16 protein-coding genes and 1 pseudogene are annotated in these 15,382 nt (G+C 63.8%); 8 read left to right on the top strand and 9 right to left on the bottom strand.

The window, feature by feature from the left end:
* The first annotated feature begins 24 nt into the window (after window positions 1–24).
* The 3 genes from C3F42_RS08570 to C3F42_RS08580 all read left to right on the top strand — a co-directional run bounded on the left by C3F42_RS08570 (window position 25) and on the right by C3F42_RS08580 (window position 1,630).
* On the top strand, window positions 25–585 hold the full coding sequence (locus tag C3F42_RS08570; RefSeq protein ID WP_094010688.1) for a Smr/MutS family protein: 561 nt from the start codon (window positions 25–27) through the stop codon (window positions 583–585).
* A gap of 69 nt (window positions 586–654) precedes the next feature.
* Window positions 655–1,200: a GTP cyclohydrolase I FolE gene (gene folE / locus C3F42_RS08575; protein WP_023631546.1), complete on the top strand. Its 546-nt coding sequence runs from the start codon at window positions 655–657 to the stop codon at window positions 1,198–1,200.
* A gap of 58 nt (window positions 1,201–1,258) precedes the next feature.
* Window positions 1,259–1,630: a glutaredoxin domain-containing protein gene (locus tag C3F42_RS08580; RefSeq protein ID WP_023631545.1), complete on the top strand. Its 372-nt coding sequence runs from the start codon at window positions 1,259–1,261 to the stop codon at window positions 1,628–1,630.
* Window positions 1,631–1,709: 79 nt separating this feature from the next.
* On the opposite strand, the gene C3F42_RS08585 is transcribed toward C3F42_RS08580, so the two are convergent.
* Window positions 1,710–2,312 (bottom strand): glutathione S-transferase family protein, encoded by a 603-nt coding sequence (locus C3F42_RS08585; protein WP_094010689.1) that lies wholly within the window; start codon window positions 2,310–2,312, stop codon window positions 1,710–1,712.
* A 144-nt stretch (window positions 2,313–2,456) separates the two neighbouring features.
* Between C3F42_RS08585 and C3F42_RS08590 the strand changes: the two genes are divergently transcribed.
* Window positions 2,457–3,647, top strand: coding sequence for a benzoate/H(+) symporter BenE family transporter (locus C3F42_RS08590; protein WP_023631543.1), 1,191 nt, complete (start codon window positions 2,457–2,459; stop codon window positions 3,645–3,647).
* Between the two features lie 15 nt (window positions 3,648–3,662).
* Here C3F42_RS08590 and C3F42_RS30200 read toward each other — a convergent pair whose 3' ends face one another.
* The 3 genes and pseudogenes from C3F42_RS30200 to C3F42_RS08600 form a co-directional block, all read right to left on the bottom strand.
* Entirely contained in the window at window positions 3,663–4,535 is an 873-nt protein-coding gene (locus tag C3F42_RS30200; RefSeq protein WP_371919249.1) for a methyl-accepting chemotaxis protein, read from the bottom strand.
* Window positions 4,536–4,568: 33 nt separating this feature from the next.
* Window positions 4,569–5,696 (bottom strand): annotated as a pseudogene (locus C3F42_RS30205) (methyl-accepting chemotaxis protein); the annotation flags it as partial.
* Window positions 5,697–5,717: 21 nt separating this feature from the next.
* Complete coding sequence (locus C3F42_RS08600) at window positions 5,718–7,115, bottom strand: PLP-dependent aminotransferase family protein (RefSeq protein ID WP_094010690.1); 1,398 nt, start codon at window positions 7,113–7,115, stop codon at window positions 5,718–5,720.
* A 115-nt stretch (window positions 7,116–7,230) separates the two neighbouring features.
* Here C3F42_RS08600 and C3F42_RS08605 point away from each other — a divergent pair, with 115 nt between their 5' ends.
* Window positions 7,231–8,412 (top strand): MFS transporter, encoded by a 1,182-nt coding sequence (locus tag C3F42_RS08605; protein ID WP_094010691.1) that lies wholly within the window; start codon window positions 7,231–7,233, stop codon window positions 8,410–8,412.
* On the opposite strand, the gene C3F42_RS08610 is transcribed toward C3F42_RS08605, so the two are convergent.
* Entirely contained in the window at window positions 8,363–9,124 is a 762-nt protein-coding gene (locus C3F42_RS08610) for an SDR family oxidoreductase (protein WP_094010692.1), read from the bottom strand. The genes C3F42_RS08605 and C3F42_RS08610 overlap by 50 nt on opposite strands.
* A gap of 175 nt (window positions 9,125–9,299) precedes the next feature.
* On the opposite strand from C3F42_RS08610, the gene C3F42_RS08615 reads away from it, so the two are divergent.
* Complete coding sequence (locus tag C3F42_RS08615; protein WP_104444273.1) at window positions 9,300–10,301, top strand: NADP-dependent oxidoreductase; 1,002 nt, start codon at window positions 9,300–9,302, stop codon at window positions 10,299–10,301.
* Window positions 10,302–10,349: 48 nt separating this feature from the next.
* On the opposite strand, the gene pyrF is transcribed toward C3F42_RS08615, so the two are convergent.
* A complete protein-coding gene (gene pyrF, locus C3F42_RS08620; RefSeq protein WP_094010694.1) occupies window positions 10,350–11,051 on the bottom strand; it encodes an orotidine-5'-phosphate decarboxylase in 702 nt (233 codons plus the stop codon).
* Between the two features lie 179 nt (window positions 11,052–11,230).
* Between pyrF and C3F42_RS08625 the strand changes: the two genes are divergently transcribed.
* The gene (locus C3F42_RS08625; protein ID WP_094010695.1) at window positions 11,231–11,398 is read left to right on the top strand and encodes a DUF2897 family protein; all 168 of its coding nucleotides are present in this window, start codon (window positions 11,231–11,233) and stop codon (window positions 11,396–11,398) included.
* A 50-nt stretch (window positions 11,399–11,448) separates the two neighbouring features.
* Here C3F42_RS08625 and C3F42_RS08630 read toward each other — a convergent pair whose 3' ends face one another.
* Together C3F42_RS08630 and C3F42_RS08635 are read right to left on the bottom strand one after the other, a co-directional pair.
* A complete protein-coding gene (locus tag C3F42_RS08630) occupies window positions 11,449–11,787 on the bottom strand; it encodes a helix-hairpin-helix domain-containing protein (RefSeq protein WP_094010696.1) in 339 nt (112 codons plus the stop codon).
* A gap of 219 nt (window positions 11,788–12,006) precedes the next feature.
* Complete coding sequence (locus tag C3F42_RS08635; RefSeq protein ID WP_143067531.1) at window positions 12,007–12,309, bottom strand: hypothetical protein; 303 nt, start codon at window positions 12,307–12,309, stop codon at window positions 12,007–12,009.
* 279 nt (window positions 12,310–12,588) lie between these two features.
* Here C3F42_RS08635 and C3F42_RS08640 point away from each other — a divergent pair, with 279 nt between their 5' ends.
* Window positions 12,589–13,356: a metallophosphoesterase gene (locus C3F42_RS08640; RefSeq protein WP_094010698.1), complete on the top strand. Its 768-nt coding sequence runs from the start codon at window positions 12,589–12,591 to the stop codon at window positions 13,354–13,356.
* Between the two features lie 15 nt (window positions 13,357–13,371).
* Here the strand turns inward: C3F42_RS08640 and C3F42_RS08645 are convergent, their stop codons facing one another.
* Window positions 13,372–15,366, bottom strand: a complete 1,995-nt coding sequence (locus C3F42_RS08645; protein ID WP_094010699.1) for a nucleoside-diphosphate sugar epimerase/dehydratase — start codon at window positions 15,364–15,366, stop codon at window positions 13,372–13,374.
* Window positions 15,367–15,382: the final 16 nt, after the last annotated feature.

Below are 15,382 nucleotides of genomic sequence, written 5' to 3' on the forward strand. Positions count from 1 at the left end.
CTACGCCGCCCACGTGGAGGCACCATGCAAGACGACGACTTTTCCCTCTTCCGCAGCCAAGTGCAGGGCGTCAAGCCGATCAAGCACGATCGCGCCGAAGTCGGCAAACCCAAGGCCGACCGCAAGCAACTGGCAGGCCTGCGCCAGGCGGCGACCATCCGCAGCGACCAGACGCTGGTGATCGACGGCCTCTCCGACCAGTTCGTCATCGACGTCGGCGCCGAGGATGAGCTGATGTGGCGGCGTGACGGCGTGCAGGAAAGCCAGCTACGCAAGCTCAAGCTCGGCCAGATCGCCTTCGAGGGCAGCCTCGACCTGCACGGCATGAGCGTCGAGAAGGCCCGCGAGACGCTGTGGGCCTTCATCGCCGAAGCGACCAAGCTGGAAGTGCGCTGCGTGCGGGTCACCCACGGCAAGGCCGCGCGCCTGGACGGCAAGCGTCCGATGATCAAGAGCCACGTCAACACCTGGCTGCGCCAGCACCCGCAGGTGCTCGGTTTCACCTCTTGTCAGGCTCGCCACGGCGGCACCGGCGCGGTCTACGTGATGCTCAAGCGAACCATGCTCGAAGGGCGCGACGAGTGACATCGCGCTTGCAGCGCCGCCGTCGCCGCCGTACCCTTCGCCTTTGCGAAATTTTCCACAGGTAGATCCATGTCCCTGGAACAGAACTACACCGCGATCCTCAGCCAGATCGGCGAGGATGTCTCCCGCGAAGGCCTGCTCGACACGCCCAAGCGGGCTGCGAAGGCCATGAAATACCTTTGCCGCGGTTATGAGCAAACCCTGGAAGAAGTGACCAACGGCGCGTTGTTCACCTCCGACAACAGCGAAATGGTGCTGGTCCGGGATATCGAGCTGTATTCGATGTGCGAACACCACATGCTGCCGTTCATCGGCAAGGCCCATGTGGCCTACCTGCCCAAGGGCAAGGTGCTGGGCCTTTCGAAGGTGGCGCGGATCGTCGACATGTACGCCCGCCGCCTGCAGATCCAGGAAAACCTTAGCCGCCAGATCGCCGAGGCCGTGCAGCAGGTGACCGGCGCCGCAGGTGTGGCGGTGGTGATCGAGGCCAAGCACATGTGCATGATGATGCGCGGTGTCGAAAAGCAGAACTCGACCATGCTCACCTCGGTGATGCTCGGCGAGTTCCGCGAGAACGCCGCCACCCGCAGCGAGTTCCTCAGCCTGATCAAGTGATCGGCCTGTGTTCCGAGCCGACCCCCTGGGGTCGGCTTTTTCATTTCAGGAGTTGCCCATGATCGTCAAAGCCCTGCGGGTCGGCCTCGGCCAGCTTATCGTGTTCGGCGACTGGATCAGCCGCCCGGCAAAAAAGAAGCGCGATGCCGCGGCCCAGGCCCAGGTCGAACAGCAGGCCAAGGGCCTGGTGCTGTACCAGTTCCACGCCTGCCCCTTCTGCGTGAAGACTCGTCGCACCCTGCACCGCCTCAATGTCCCGGTGGCACTGCGCGATGCGAAGAACGACGCGCAGCATCGTCAGGCGCTGCTGGAAGGCGGTGGCCGGGTGAAAGTGCCGTGCCTGCGGATCGAGGAACAAGGCGAGGTGACCTGGATGTACGAGTCCAAGGACATCATTGCTTACCTGGACAAGCGTTTCGCCGCGGTCTGACAAATCACCATCGCGGGGCCAGCCTGCTCCCAGGGGTGCTGGCTGGCGTGGGAGCGGGCTTGCCCCGCGATGACGCCGGTCAATCCACCATCGGCACATGCCGAGGATGACTGGCCACCCGCGCCAACCAGGCCTGCACCGCCGGGTAAGGCGCCAGGTCGAAACCGCCCTGATGCGCCACATGGGTATAGGCGTACAACGCCACGTCGGCGATCGAGTACTGCTCGCCGACAAGGTAAGGCGTCATTTCCAGCTGCCTGTTCATTACCTTGAGCGCCTTGTAGCCGCCCTTGTGCAGCCCCCTGTACTCCTCCAGTCGCTCTTGCGGCAGCCCCAGGTAGAACTGGATGAACCGCGCCACGGCGATGTAGGGCTCATGGCTGTACTGTTCGAAGAACTGCCATTGCAGCACCTGGGTGCGCAGCCGCGGCGCGCTGGGCAGGAACTCGCTGCCATCGGCCAGGTAGTTGAGAATCGCGTTGGACTCCCACAGGCAGGTGCCGTCCTCGAGCTTGAGCACCGGCACCTTGCCGTTGGGGTTCATGGCCAGGAACTCGGGCGTTTCCGTCTCACCCTTGAGAATATCCACCGGGTGCCACTCATACGGGCGGTCGAGCAGGCTGAGCATCAGCTTGACCTTGTAGCAGTTGCCCGACTGGTAATCCCCATACACCTTGTACATCGCCCCTCCCCTCTCACGCAGTTGCGTAGTAATGGCCCATAGTTGGCGACTGTACGGCTAAATGCAATGCCTGCTGTATGGCAAGGATCACGCCATGGCACGGTAGCCTGAAAAAACTGCTTACACCTGCACAAGGAATGCCCTATGACCGATGCCACCTCAGCGCGCCTGCGGCCGCTGGCGGACAGCTCGCCGTCGGCGATCGTCGCCGGCTTCATCGCCATGCTCACCGGCTACACCAGTTCGCTGGTGCTGATGTTCCAGGCTGGCCAGGCGGCCGGTCTTACCAGCGCGCAGATTTCCTCATGGATCTGGGCCCTGTCGATCGGCATGGCAGTGTGCAGCATCGGCCTGTCGCTGCGCTACCGCACGCCGATCACCGTGGCCTGGTCGACACCCGGCGCGGCACTACTGATCACCAGCCTTGGCGGGGTGAGCTACGGCGAAGCGATCGGCGCCTACATCACCTGCGCCGTGCTGGTATTGATCTGCGGCCTGACCGGCAGTTTCGAGCGCCTGGTGCGGCGCATTCCCGCCTCCCTGGCCTCGGCCCTGCTGGCCGGCATCCTGTTCAAGATCGGCAGCGAGATCTTCGTTGCCGCTCAACATCGCACGCTGCTGGTGCTGGGCATGTTCTTCAGCTACCTGCTGGTCAAGCGCCTGTCGCCGCGTTACTGCGTGCTGGCCGCGCTGCTGGTTGGCACCGCGCTGTCCGGCGCCCTGGGTCTGCTGGACTTCAGCGGCTTCCAGCTGGAAGTCGCAACCCCGGTGTGGACCACGCCGAGCTTCTCGCTGGCGGCGACCATCAGCATCGGCATCCCGCTGTTCGTGGTGGCCATGACCTCGCAGAACATGCCCGGCGTCGCCGTGCTACGCGCTGACGGCTACCAGGTGCCGGCTTCGCCGCTGATCTCGGCCACCGGCTTCGCCTCGCTGCTGCTGGCGCCGTTTGGCTCCCACGGGGTCAACCTGGCGGCGATCAGCGCGGCGATCTGCACTGGGCCGCATGCCCATGAAGACCCGGCCAAGCGCTACACGGCGGCGGTCTGGTGCGGGATTTTCTACGGCATCGCCGGCATCTTTGGCGCCACCCTGGCGGCGCTGTTCGGTGCCCTGCCCAAGGAGCTGGTGCTGTCGATCGCGGCGCTGGCGCTGTTCGGTTCGATCATGAACGGCTTGAGCGTGGCCATGGGCGAGGTGCGCGAGCGCGAGGCGGCCCTGATCACCTTCATGGTCACAGCGTCGGGCTTCACCCTGTTCTCGATCGGCTCGGCGTTCTGGGGGATCGTGGCGGGGGTGCTGACCTTGCTCATACTCAGCCCGCGCAAGAGCTGAGACAGGCACAGGCAATCACAAGCGGAAATGCCCCACCATCCCCTTCAAGTCATTGCCCAACTGCGCCAGCTCGACGCTTGAACGGGCATTGTCCTCCATCGCCAGTGCCGCTTGGTCGGCACTACCGCGAATCTGCGTAACGCTGCGGCTGATCTCCTCGGCCACCGAGCTCTGCTGCTCGGCCGCCGCGGCGATCTGCTGGTTCATCTGCTGGATCAACGACACCGCCGCCGCAATGCTGCCCAGGGCGCTCTCGGTCTGCAGCGTGTCGGCCACCGCCAGGCGCACCAGTTCGGTACTGCCGCGGATCTGCATCACCGACTGCTGGGCATTGCCGCGCAGGCTGGCGACCAGGCGCTCGATCTCCTCGGTGGACTGCCGGGTGCGCCGCGCCAAGGCGCGCACTTCGTCGGCCACCACCGCGAATCCGCGCCCCTGCTCCCCGGCCCGCGCCGCCTCGATCGCGGCATTGAGCGCCAGCAGGTTGGTCTGCTCGGCCACGCTCTTGATCACCTCGAGCACGTCACCGATCGTATGGATCTCGGCACTGAGGCTGTCGATGCCGCTGCTGGCGGTTTCGGCGGCCTGCGCCAGTTGCTCGATGCGCTGCATGCTCTGACGCACCACCTGTTGCCCCGAGCCGACCTTGTCGTCGGCTGCCTGGGCCGCCTGGGCGGCCTGCTCGGCGTTGCGCGCCACATCGTGCACGGTCGCAGTCATCTGCTGCATGGCAGTGGCCACCTGCTCGGTCTCGTCCTTCTGGCTGCCCACTTCGCGGTTGGTCTGCTCGGTCACCGCCGACAAGGCCTGGGCGCTGCCGGCCAGCTGATCGATACCCTGCTGCAGGCCACTGACGATGCCCGACAGCCCCTCGGCCATCTGCTGCATGGCCTGCAGCAGTTGACCGACCTCGTCGGCACGCGGCGGCTCGGCCTCGATACCCAACTCGCCTGCGGCAATGCGCCGGGCACGGCTGATCACCCGCTTGAGCGGCGCGACCACGGCACGGGTGATCAACCAGGCCGCCAGCACGCCTACCAGCAGAGCCAGGGCCGTGGCCGCGGCGATGGCCACGGTGTTGCGCGCAAGCTCCGCCTGCATGGCCTGCTCCTGGGCGACGTAGGCCTGGTCGACCCGCGTGGTGACCTGCTCGGCCCGGGCCTGCAACTGATCCTTGATCCCCCGCTCCTTGCCCAGCAGGTCGGTGTACTCGTTGAGTTTTTCGGAAAAACTCGCGATATGCCCAGCCACTTCGCCCAGCACGCTCTGGTAGCCGGCGTCGGTGACGGAAGCCTTGAGCTGGTCCACCAGGGTCGCAGCTTCCACAGTCTGAGCGATGCGGCCTTCGGCGCTGGCCTCTCCGCCCTTGCGGCTCTGGTCCAGGCGCACCCGGGCCTCGTCCATGGCCTGCAGCATCAGGCGCGACACCTGGGCCACCTGCCCGGCCTGTTCCAGGAACTCACCACCCTGCTGCCCCTGGGACTGCTTGAGGGTATAGGTGCCATCGTCGGCCAGGCCCGCCTGCAGCACATCGAGATTGTTGGCCACGCTCGATACCGACCAGCTGGCCATGTCCAGCGCCAGCTCCTTGGCCTGCACCGCCTGGACGAATTGGTCGAAAGCTTGCCCATAGGCATTGAGATCGGCCTCGGTCGAGGCCAGTGCTGGCACGGCCCGGGCCCGCTCCACAAGCCCCAGCAGCCCCGTGCGCAGGGCCTCGGCCTCCTTGATGTCCGAGCGCAGGGCGAAGGCCTGTTCGTGCTGGCGCAGCTTCAACAGGTCGGTATTGAACTGAGCCATCTGCCGCAGCCCATCGAAGCGCTGGCCGACATTGGCCAGGGCGTACACGCCGATGGCGGCCACCACCAGGGTGAGCAGCAACACCAGGGCGAAGCCCAGGCCGAGCTTGCGCGCCATGCCCAGGTTGGCCAGTACACCGTGCTTGGTCGCCGCCATCATCATTCCCCTCGCCTTGTCGGACTTTACCGACAGCAAGAGTGACAATGGCGCCGACCCCGTCACAAGAGCCAGACGCACCAATGGTGTCATTTAGCTATGAGCGTGTCGCTTTCAGACTGCCAGAGGTCGCCCCGCATGCCGGAAGAACGCCTCGGCCCGCGAATCCTGCCCATAGGCGACATTGATGCGCAGCCATTCACTGGCCCGCCCCTGCGGATCGAAGGCACTGCCCGGGGTAAGCAGCACCGCGTGCTCCAGCGCCAGCCGCTCCAGTTCGGCGAAGTCGCGCCCCGGCACCCGGCCCCAGACGAACATGCCGCCGACGGGTTCGCAAAATACCTCCCAGCCGCAGGCCTCCAGTAGCCCCAGCGTCCTCGCCCGGTGCTGGCCCAGGCGCAGCCGCAGGCGCTGCACGCTCTTGCGGTAACTACCGTTGGCGAGCATCTGCCCGACTACCTGCTCGGCAAAGCGCGAGGTGCCAATGCCCGCGACCATCTTCAATTCGGCCAGACGCGCCACCAGGGGCGGATCGGCCACCACATAGCCGACCCGCAGCGAACTGCTGAGGGTCTTCGAGAAGCTGCCCAGGTAGATCACCCGTTGCTCGCTGTCGAGGGTAGCCAGCCGTGCCGCCGGCCCGTCCTGGAAGTCGGCATAGAGGTCATCCTCGACAATCCGCAGGTCATGCCCGCGGGCCAGCTCCAGCAGGCGATAGGCGACCTTGGGCGTCAGGCTGGTGCCGGTCGGGTTCTGGTACAGGCTGTTGATGAACAGGCAGCGCGGCCGGTGTTCGGCGAGCAACTGCTCGAGTACTTCCAAATCTGGGCCACTGGCAGTGCGCGGTACCTCGAGCATGCGCACGCCGTGCAGGCGCAGCAGGTTGTAAAGGTTGTAGTAACCGGGCCGTTCCACCAACACCGTGTCGCCCGGCGCCAGCAAGGTCCGCACCAGCAGGTCGAGGGCATGACTGGCCCCCTGGGTGGTGACGATACGCTCAGGTTCCGCGACGATATCCAGCCGCGCCAGCCCTTTGTGCAGTTGCAGGCGCAGGCTCGCCAGGCCTTGGGGCGGGCAGTAGTCGAACAGTGCTTCGGGCGCGCCACGGCTGACCTGGCGGATGGCCTGGGCCAGTTCAGCCTCGGCTCGCCAGGCCACGGGCAGCCAGCCGCAGCCGAGCTTGAGCAGTTGCTCGTGCCCTTCGCGAAACTGCCGCCAGCTGCCGTCGATCGCCTCGCCCCACGGCTCGCCGGGATCGGGTCGCAGGCCCGGCTTGCGCTCGGCGACGAAGAACCCGGCACCGTGCCGTGCCTCCAGCCAGCCGCTGGCCACCAGCCGGTCGTAGGCTTCGATCACGCACGAAGCACTGACCGCCTGGGCCTTGGCCAATGTGCGGATCGATGGCAGGCGTGCACCCGGGCGCAAGCGCTGCCGAGTGATCCAGGCCTGCAACTGCTCGGTCAGTTGCTGGACCAAGGGCGTGGGGAGAGCGCGATCAAGATTGAAGTGCATGGCAAGTGTTCGCTTATTTCAGGCAAACAGTTAAACACAAATCCGTCCTGGGTGTACCTTGGCGAACAGCCACCCAGGGCCGATGCTGACGCAATCGATCCTGCGGAAACCATCCATGCCCACTCGCCACGCCCCGGCCCTGCTGGCCTTCGCCCTGTGCCTGATCACCCTCGCCGTCAATCTCCAGGCCCCGCTGTACATCACCTACGCCGACCTCTCCGGGCAAGGCGCCGCGGCGACCGCCGTGGCTTTCTCCGGCTACGTGCTCGGTGTATTGCCAGTGCTGCTGGCCCTCGGCGCCCTGGCCGACCGGGTCGGGCGACGCCCGTTGATCCTGGTCGCACTCGCCCTGTCGATGATCGCCACCTTGATCATGCTGCTGTCCCCCAGCCTGGCCTCCCTGGGCGTGGCGCGCTTGTTCCTGGGCCTGGGCACCGGCCTGGCCTCGGCCACGGCCACCGCCTACATGAGCGAGCTGATGGCACCCGGTGAAAGTGACCGCGCCGCGACCTGGGTCACCGCCAGCACCTCCCTGGGTTTTGGCCTGGGCGCGGCGCTGACCAGCCTGTGCCTGCTGCGCGGGCCGACACTCACTCCGGGCAGTTTCCATTTGCAGCTGATACTGGCCGCCGCGGCCCTGGTGCTGGTCTGGCGCTTGCCAGACCCACACCCGACGCAAAGCAGCGCCATGCTGCGCCTGCCCTACTATCCCAGCGGCAGCCTGGCCTATGGCCTGGCGATCCTGCTGGCCTGGGCCTGTGTCGGGCTGGTCATCGCCTTGCTGCCGGGAATCCTGCGCCAGCACGGTCTGAGCGCCTGGTCGGGGTTCTCGATCTTCTGCGTGATCAGCTGCGGCTTGCTGTTCCAGCCGCTGGCCCGGCGCATGGCCAGTGCCCGGGCGACCTTGCTCGGGCTGCTGATCCTGCCGTGCAGCTACGCGCTGCTGGCCTGGGGCGCCGACAGCGGCAACCTGGCGGGCGTTTTGCTGGGCGCCGTGGCCGCCAGCAGCGCCTGTTATGGCTTTATCTACCTGGGCGGGCTGGCGGCGGTGAACAAGTTGGCCGGCCAAGAAAAAACCCGGGCCAGTGCCGGGTTCTTTCTGCTGGCCTACCTGGGGTTCAGCCTGCCGGTGATCTTTACCGGGCTGCTCAGTGATCGGCTGGGGCCGCGGCTGGCCTTGATCGTATTTGGTGGTGTGTTGCTGCTGGGCTGCGCGGCGGTGGCGCTGGCCCTGTGGCTGGCCTCGGTCAGATCGCCAGCGCGCCCCCGTCGACCGTCAGGCTGTGCCCCGTCGTGAAGGCCGCGCCATCGCTGCACAGGTACAGCACCGCGCTGGCGATCTCCTCGACCTTGCCGATGCGCCCGACCGGGTGCATCGCCGCAGCGAACTCGGCCTTGCGCGGGTCGGCCTCGTAGGCGCGGCGAAACATGTCGGTATCGATCACCGCCGGGCACACCGCGTTAACCCGGACGCCCTTCTTCGCGTACTCGATGGCCGCCGACTTGGTCAGGCCAATCACCGCATGCTTGGACGCCGCATAGATGCTCATCTTTGGCGCCGCCGACAGGCCGGCCACCGAGGCCGTGTTGACGATAGCGCCACCGCCTTGGGCCAGCAGCAGGGGCAGTTGATACTTCATGCACAGCCAGACGCCCTTGACGTTGACGCCCATGATCGCGTCGAACTCCGCCTCGCTGCCCTCCGCCAACCGCCCCTTCTCGATTTCGATGCCGGCATTGTTGAAGGCGTAGTCGAGCCGGCCATAGGCCTTGATGACCTGCTCGTGCAATTGCCGCACATCTTTATCACGGGTAACGTCGCAGGCGATGAACAACGCTTCACCACCACTCTGGCGGATCAGCGCAACGGTGGCTTCGCCACCATTCGCATCAAGGTCGGCCACCACCACCTTGAGCCCCTCGGCGGCAAACGCCTGGGCCGTCGCCCGGCCGATACCCGCTGCGCCACCGGTGACCAGGGCAACCTGGCCGGAGAAAGTCATGCTCATCACTGGCTCCTGCAAAAGGATGGGAAGTCGTGGCCGAGTCTAGTCACGGCAATGCAGGGCTGGGCAGCATCATCAAGGGCACGGTTGGACTACTATCGTTCGCGGTGATCTTGCGTGACGCGGCCCATTCAACCCGCCGATCATCCCCCCTCACACTCGTTCAGGAGAACTCGCCATGCCCCACACCAACCGCCGTTTCCTGCTGACCAAGCGCCCGGTCGGCGCCGTGCGCCGTGACGACTTCACCTATGAGCAGGCCCCTGCCGACGAGCCAGGCGAAGGCCAGGTGCTGGTGAAAAACCTCTACCTGTCCCTGGACCCCGCCATGCGCGGCTGGATGAACGAAGGCAAGTCGTATATCCCCCCGGTGGGCCTGGGCCAGGTGATGCGCGCACTCGGCGTGGGCGAAGTGGTCAGCTCCAAGCACCCGGACTACAAGCCCGGCGACCATGTCAGCGGCGCCCTCGGCGTGCAGGACTACTTCACCGGAGAACCCCAGGGCCTGCACAAGATCGACCCGCGCCTGGCCCCCTTGCCGCGCTACCTGTCGGCACTGGGCATGACCGGCATGACCGCCTACTTCGCCCTGCTCGATGTCGGCCAGCCCAAAGCCGGCGAAACCGTGGTGATCTCCGGCGCCGCCGGCGCGGTCGGCAGCATTGCCGGGCAGATCGCCAAGCTCAAGGGTTGCCGCGTGGTCGGCATTGCCGGTGGCGCGCAGAAGTGTCAGTACCTGCTGGATGAACTGGGCTTCGACGGGGTCATCGACTACAAGGCCGAAGACGTGCTCGCCGGGCTCAAGCGCGAATGTCCCAAGGGCGTGGATGTGTACTTCGACAACGTCGGCGGCGACATCCTCGACGCGGTGCTGTCGCGCCTGAACTTCAAGGCCCGGGTGGTGATCTGCGGCGCCATCAGCCAATACAACAACAAGGAAGCGGTCAAGGGCCCGGCCAACTACCTGGCGCTGCTGGTCAACCGCGCGCGCATGGAAGGCTTCGTGGTGATGGACTACGTCAAGGAGTACGGCAAGGCCGCGCAGGAAATGGCCGGCTGGTTGGCCAGTGGCAAGGTGAAGAGCAAGGAAGATGTGGTGGAAGGGCTGGAAACCTTCCCCGAGACGCTGCTCAAGCTGTTCAGCGGGGAGAACTTCGGCAAGCTGGTGCTGAAAGTCTGATCATTGCGGGCTGCGCTCACGCGCAGCCCACACTCGCGGCCTCTCGAATCAACCGCGAATCTCAGCCACCACAGCAGCCAACGCCTGGGCTGGGTCCGCCGCCTGGCTGATCGGACGCCCGATCACCAGGTAGTCGGAACCGGCGTCCAGTGCCTGGCGGGGGGTCAGGATCCGGCGCTGGTCGTCCTGGGCACTGCCTGCCGGGCGGATACCCGGGGTCACCAGTTGCAGCGACGGATGCGCCGCCTTCAGTGCCGGAGCCTCCAGCGCCGAGCACACCAGGCCGTCCATGCCGGCCTTCTGCGCCAGCGCCGCCAGGCGCAGCACCTGCTCCTGCGGGTCGACATCCAGGCCGATACCGGCCAGATCCTCACGCTCCATGCTGGTCAGCACGGTCACGCCGATCAGCAGCGGCTGTGGACCGCTGCGCTTGGCTAGCTCTTCGCGGCAGGCCGACATCATGCGCAGGCCACCGGAGCAGTGCACATTGACCATCCACACGCCCATCTCGGCCGCGGCCTTGACCGCCATGGCGGTGGTGTTGGGGATATCGTGGAACTTGAGGTCGAGGAACACTTCGAAGCCCTTGCTGCACAGGGTTTCGACGATGCCCGCGGCGCTGCTGGTGAACAGTTCCTTGCCCACCTTGACCCGGCACAGGGCGGGGTCGAGCTGGTCGGCCAGCTTCAGGGCGGCGTCACGGGTGGGGAAATCCAGGGCGACGATCAGGGGCGTCTGGCAGGCGGACATGGGCAGGGTCTCTTGGCAAGTCGTAAACGGCGCGCATTGTAAACGATGCGGGAGCGCAGCGGGGGAAGGTGTGATCGCGAATTAACCGGCGATCATTACAGCCCTATAATTGAACCAAAGTCGCCAAGTTTTACTCGATAATACAGGTACGGCCTACACGCCGTATGAAGGAGAGCGCCATGCCCTGGTATGCCTGGTTGATTCTGTTGGTAGCGATTGGCTCCATCGTTGGAGGACTGATGCTGCTGCGGGATACCGCGAAGAAATTGCCACTGACGGAAGAACAGTTGAGAAGGGTTCACGAACGCAATGCAGAGATGGATGCCAAGGAAGCGCAAGACCGCTGAAGATGGACAGAAAAAGGCCGGTCACTGGAACCGGCCTTGTACTTGTGCTGTCAGTTCACTGTCAGCTTGTCGCGATTGCGCTCCAGAAGGAGAGAGCCGATACCCTTCACTTCCAGCAGTTCGTCAACGGATGCGAAGTTACCATGCTCTTCCCGGTAGGCCACGATAGCTTCGGCCTTGGTCTTGCCGATGCCCTGCAAGGCTTGATGCAACAGGCTCGCACTGGCCGTGTTGATGTCCACCTTGGCGGAATCGCCAGTAACCTGATTCGCGACGACCAGTGGCGTCGGGGTGCTGGCTGCAGACGGCGTGGCCGGTGCGGCGTGGAGAGACAGGGACAGCGAGGCGAAAATCGGCAGCAGCAGACAGGACAGCAGTTTTTTTCTCATCAGGGACACTCCTTTAGTTTCAGACTCGGCAAGCAACGTTTCCCTCGTTGCGGGAATAAAGCTAGCCAATTGCCGAGCCTGGCGAAAGTGCAGGCGTGCCCTTCAAGCATTTCCAGATTTGACCGGATCCATGCAAGGCCAAGGATCCGGGGAGAACACCAACAAAAAACCCGACTTTCGCCGGGCTTCATGATGTTACAGCAAGTGTGGAATCAGGCGCTAGATCGCGAATTCCTGCATCGAACTGGCTACCGCACTGATGATATGCAGCAGTGCGTAGAGGCCGAACAACGCCGCGACAGCCATGGGCCATTCCATGCCGAGGCCGAAATAGGCGCCAGCAACGGCGACGAAGCAGTTGAAAATGTGCTTGCGCACGATGAAGAAATACAGGGCTCCCACCGGAACCGCCAACAACCAGGAAACGTCCCAGTAACTGGCAGCACCACCAACGATGCAGAAGAATTGGGTCAGCACCAATGTAGCGAGCACAGGGAGACGAGCGAATCTCACCTTGCTCATGAATTCGAAACCGTTCAAAACAACTGCCCCCATCCCCAGATGCACAAAATGTGCGCATGAAGTTACCCGACCGAGTGGCCGACCCCGGCAGGCAAGTACTTGAAGCACAGCATGATGGCACGGAGACTAGCAGATAGCCATAACAGTGGCATGAAAAAGCTTACAAATAGCCATCACGCTACACAAGACGTGTCTACCATCATGTGGCAGGTGCGATGTACCCATGATTTGTGTTAAAAGCTAAATCTTTATCCCTCTGACGCTCCCTGCGCCGCATCCATGTCCAATACCCCTTCCACGGCCTTCACGCCCGCCCCTGAACAGCCCGTTCCCGCTCCAACAGTGCTGCGCCTGCCTGCCAACCTGAACGGCAGGGACTTTGTCGTGGGCGACGTGCACGGGCATTTCGAGATACTTGGGGCCTTGCTTGAAAAGGTCGGATTCAATCCGGAAGTGGACCGAGTGCTGTGTACCGGCGACTTGGTGGATCGCGGTCCCTACTCCGATGCCGTGATCGATTGGCTGGCACAGAGCTGGTTATTTTCAGTGCGCGGTAACCATGAGCAGATGGTGCTGGATCACTTTGCCGGCACCGGGGATGCGCCACGTCATAGCCGCAACGGTGGCGACTGGTTCTATCGGCTGCCGGACGCTCGACAACGCCTGATTCATCAAGCCATCCAGCGCATGCCGGTTGCCCTGGAAATCGCCCTGCCGGGCGGGCAGCGTATCGGCGTGATCCACGCCGAATCACCGTACTGGGAAGAGAACATGAGCTGGGACGACGCCATGGCGCTATTGGAAACCCCCCAGCAACAAGGCCATGACCATGCGCTTAAACAGGCCGTCTACGCCAGGGGTCGCATAAATGGCATGCAGGATAAGCCCGTTGCTGGTGTTAAAACGCTGTACGTTGGCCACTCTACCGTAGCCGCGGTGTCTCGTCTGGGGAATGTCGTCTATGTCGATACGGGCTGCTCGTTCGCAGACGGGCACCTCACTGCAGTGGAACTGCCAGGTCAGACCATCCACGATACCCGGTCATGAGCTGGCGACGCGCTGTCACGACTCGGAATGATGATGTAGATAGATCCAGTCGACGATTCCGCCTTCCGGCATGTACCCGCTGACAGAACCTCGCAGCATGTCCCGTACCTGATCGTAATCATCTTCACCCAGGGCTCGCAGCAAGCTCGCCAGGAAAGTCTTGAGCGAGTCCCAGGCCAAGTGGTCCTCATTGGCCGCCAGGATCATCGGATGCAGGGTGTCTGCCACGTTGTCGCCGATCAGCAGTTCTTCGTACAATTTCTCGCCGTGGCGCAATCCGGTGAATTCAATGGCGATGTCACCGCCGGGATTATCGGCCGAGCGCACGCTTAGCCCGGACAGGTGGATCATCTTTTCCGCCAGTTCGGCAATCTTGACCGGCTCCCCCATATCCAGCACGAATACATCGCCGCCCTGCCCCATCGATCCCGCCTGAATCACCAACTGGGCAGCCTCGGGGATAGTCATGAAGTAGCGGGTGATATTGGGGTGGGTAACGGTGAGCGGCCCGCCAGCCTTGATCTGCTTGTGGAACAAGGGGATCACCGAGCCCGAGGACCCCAGCACGTTACCGAAGCGCACCATCGTGAAACGGGTCTTGTTGACCCTCGCGACGTTGTCCGGATCGTCGAAGAGGACCGGAGCAATCTCCTTGCTCAAGGCTTGCAGGATCATTTCCGCCAGGCGCTTGCTGCTACCCATGACATTGGTCGGTCGGACCGCCTTGTCCGTCGATACCAGCACGAAATTCGCAACCTGTGCGCTCAACGCCGCCTGGGCGGTGGCCAGCGTACCGATCACGTTGTTGTAGAGACCTTCGGCAATGTTGTGCTCGACCATGGGTACGTGCTTGTACGCGGCGGCATGGTAGACGGTGTCGATCTTCCAGCGGCTCATCAGGTGATGCATCTGTGCCTGGTTGCGTACCGAGCCGAGAACAGGCAGAAGCTGCGTACGCGGGGAGCTCAATGGCAGTTGCCGCTCCAGCTCCGACAGGATGCTGTAGAGATTGAACTCGCTGTGTTCGAACAGCAGCAGCAGCTCCGGCTTGAGCGCGAGAATCTGGCGGGACAGTTCCGATCCGATGGAGCCACCCGCACCGGTGATCATGACCCGCTGCCCGGTCACGCAGCGCTCGAGCAGCTCACTCTGGGCCGGTACCGAGTCACGTCCGAGCAGGTCGGCGATATCCACTTCCTGCAGGTCGTCCACTTTGACCCGACCACTGGCCAAGTCCATGAACCCCGGAATACTGCGCACATGCACCGCCAGGCTCTCGAGGTAGCCGAGGATTTCCCGGCGCCTTGAGCGGCTGGCGGAAGGAATGGCCAAGAGTACTTCCTCAGCACCCGTGAGGCCGATCATCCGGCGAATATGGCTTGGCTTGTACACTGGCAGGCCAGAGATCACCCGATTGGCGATACCCGGGTCATCGTCGATGAACGCCACGGGTACCATCACCCGACTCATTCGCAAGGCGGCGACCAGCTGGTTGCCCGCTGCGCCAGCGCCGTAGATGGCAACCTTGGGCAGGTCACTGGTGCGGGTCACGAATGGCATGGACAAACCCGCACCCGCCCAGTCGCCGAGGAAGTACTGGCGCACCGCGAGCCGCAACCCACCAACCATGACCAGCATCAACCACCAGTAATTGAAGATAATGGAACGGGGCACCAGTGTTTGATGATTGCTATACCAGTAGATCACGACGCCAAGCATCAAGGATGCCAGGCTGACCGCCTTGAAGATCGAAACCAGCGCATCGTTTCCGAGGAAACGCGTCACGGCGCGGTACATGCCGAACCAGGCAAAGATCGGCAGTGCCAGCGCGGGAGCGCAGACGAAAAGCCAGGCGTGATCGAATACCGGGCTCACGCCCACTTCGATTCCCAAGCGGACCACGAACGCCATCAATAGCGCGAACCAGACCAGGATCAAATCGGCGAAGACCTGCAAACCGCGCTTCTGCCTATGGGACAGGCTCAACAGCCATGACCTGAAGTTATCCATGATTTTCCTATACAGC

It is taken from the genome of Pseudomonas sp. PONIH3, from assembly GCF_002934345.1.
Classification (GTDB): domain Bacteria; phylum Pseudomonadota; class Gammaproteobacteria; order Pseudomonadales; family Pseudomonadaceae; genus Aquipseudomonas; species Aquipseudomonas soli.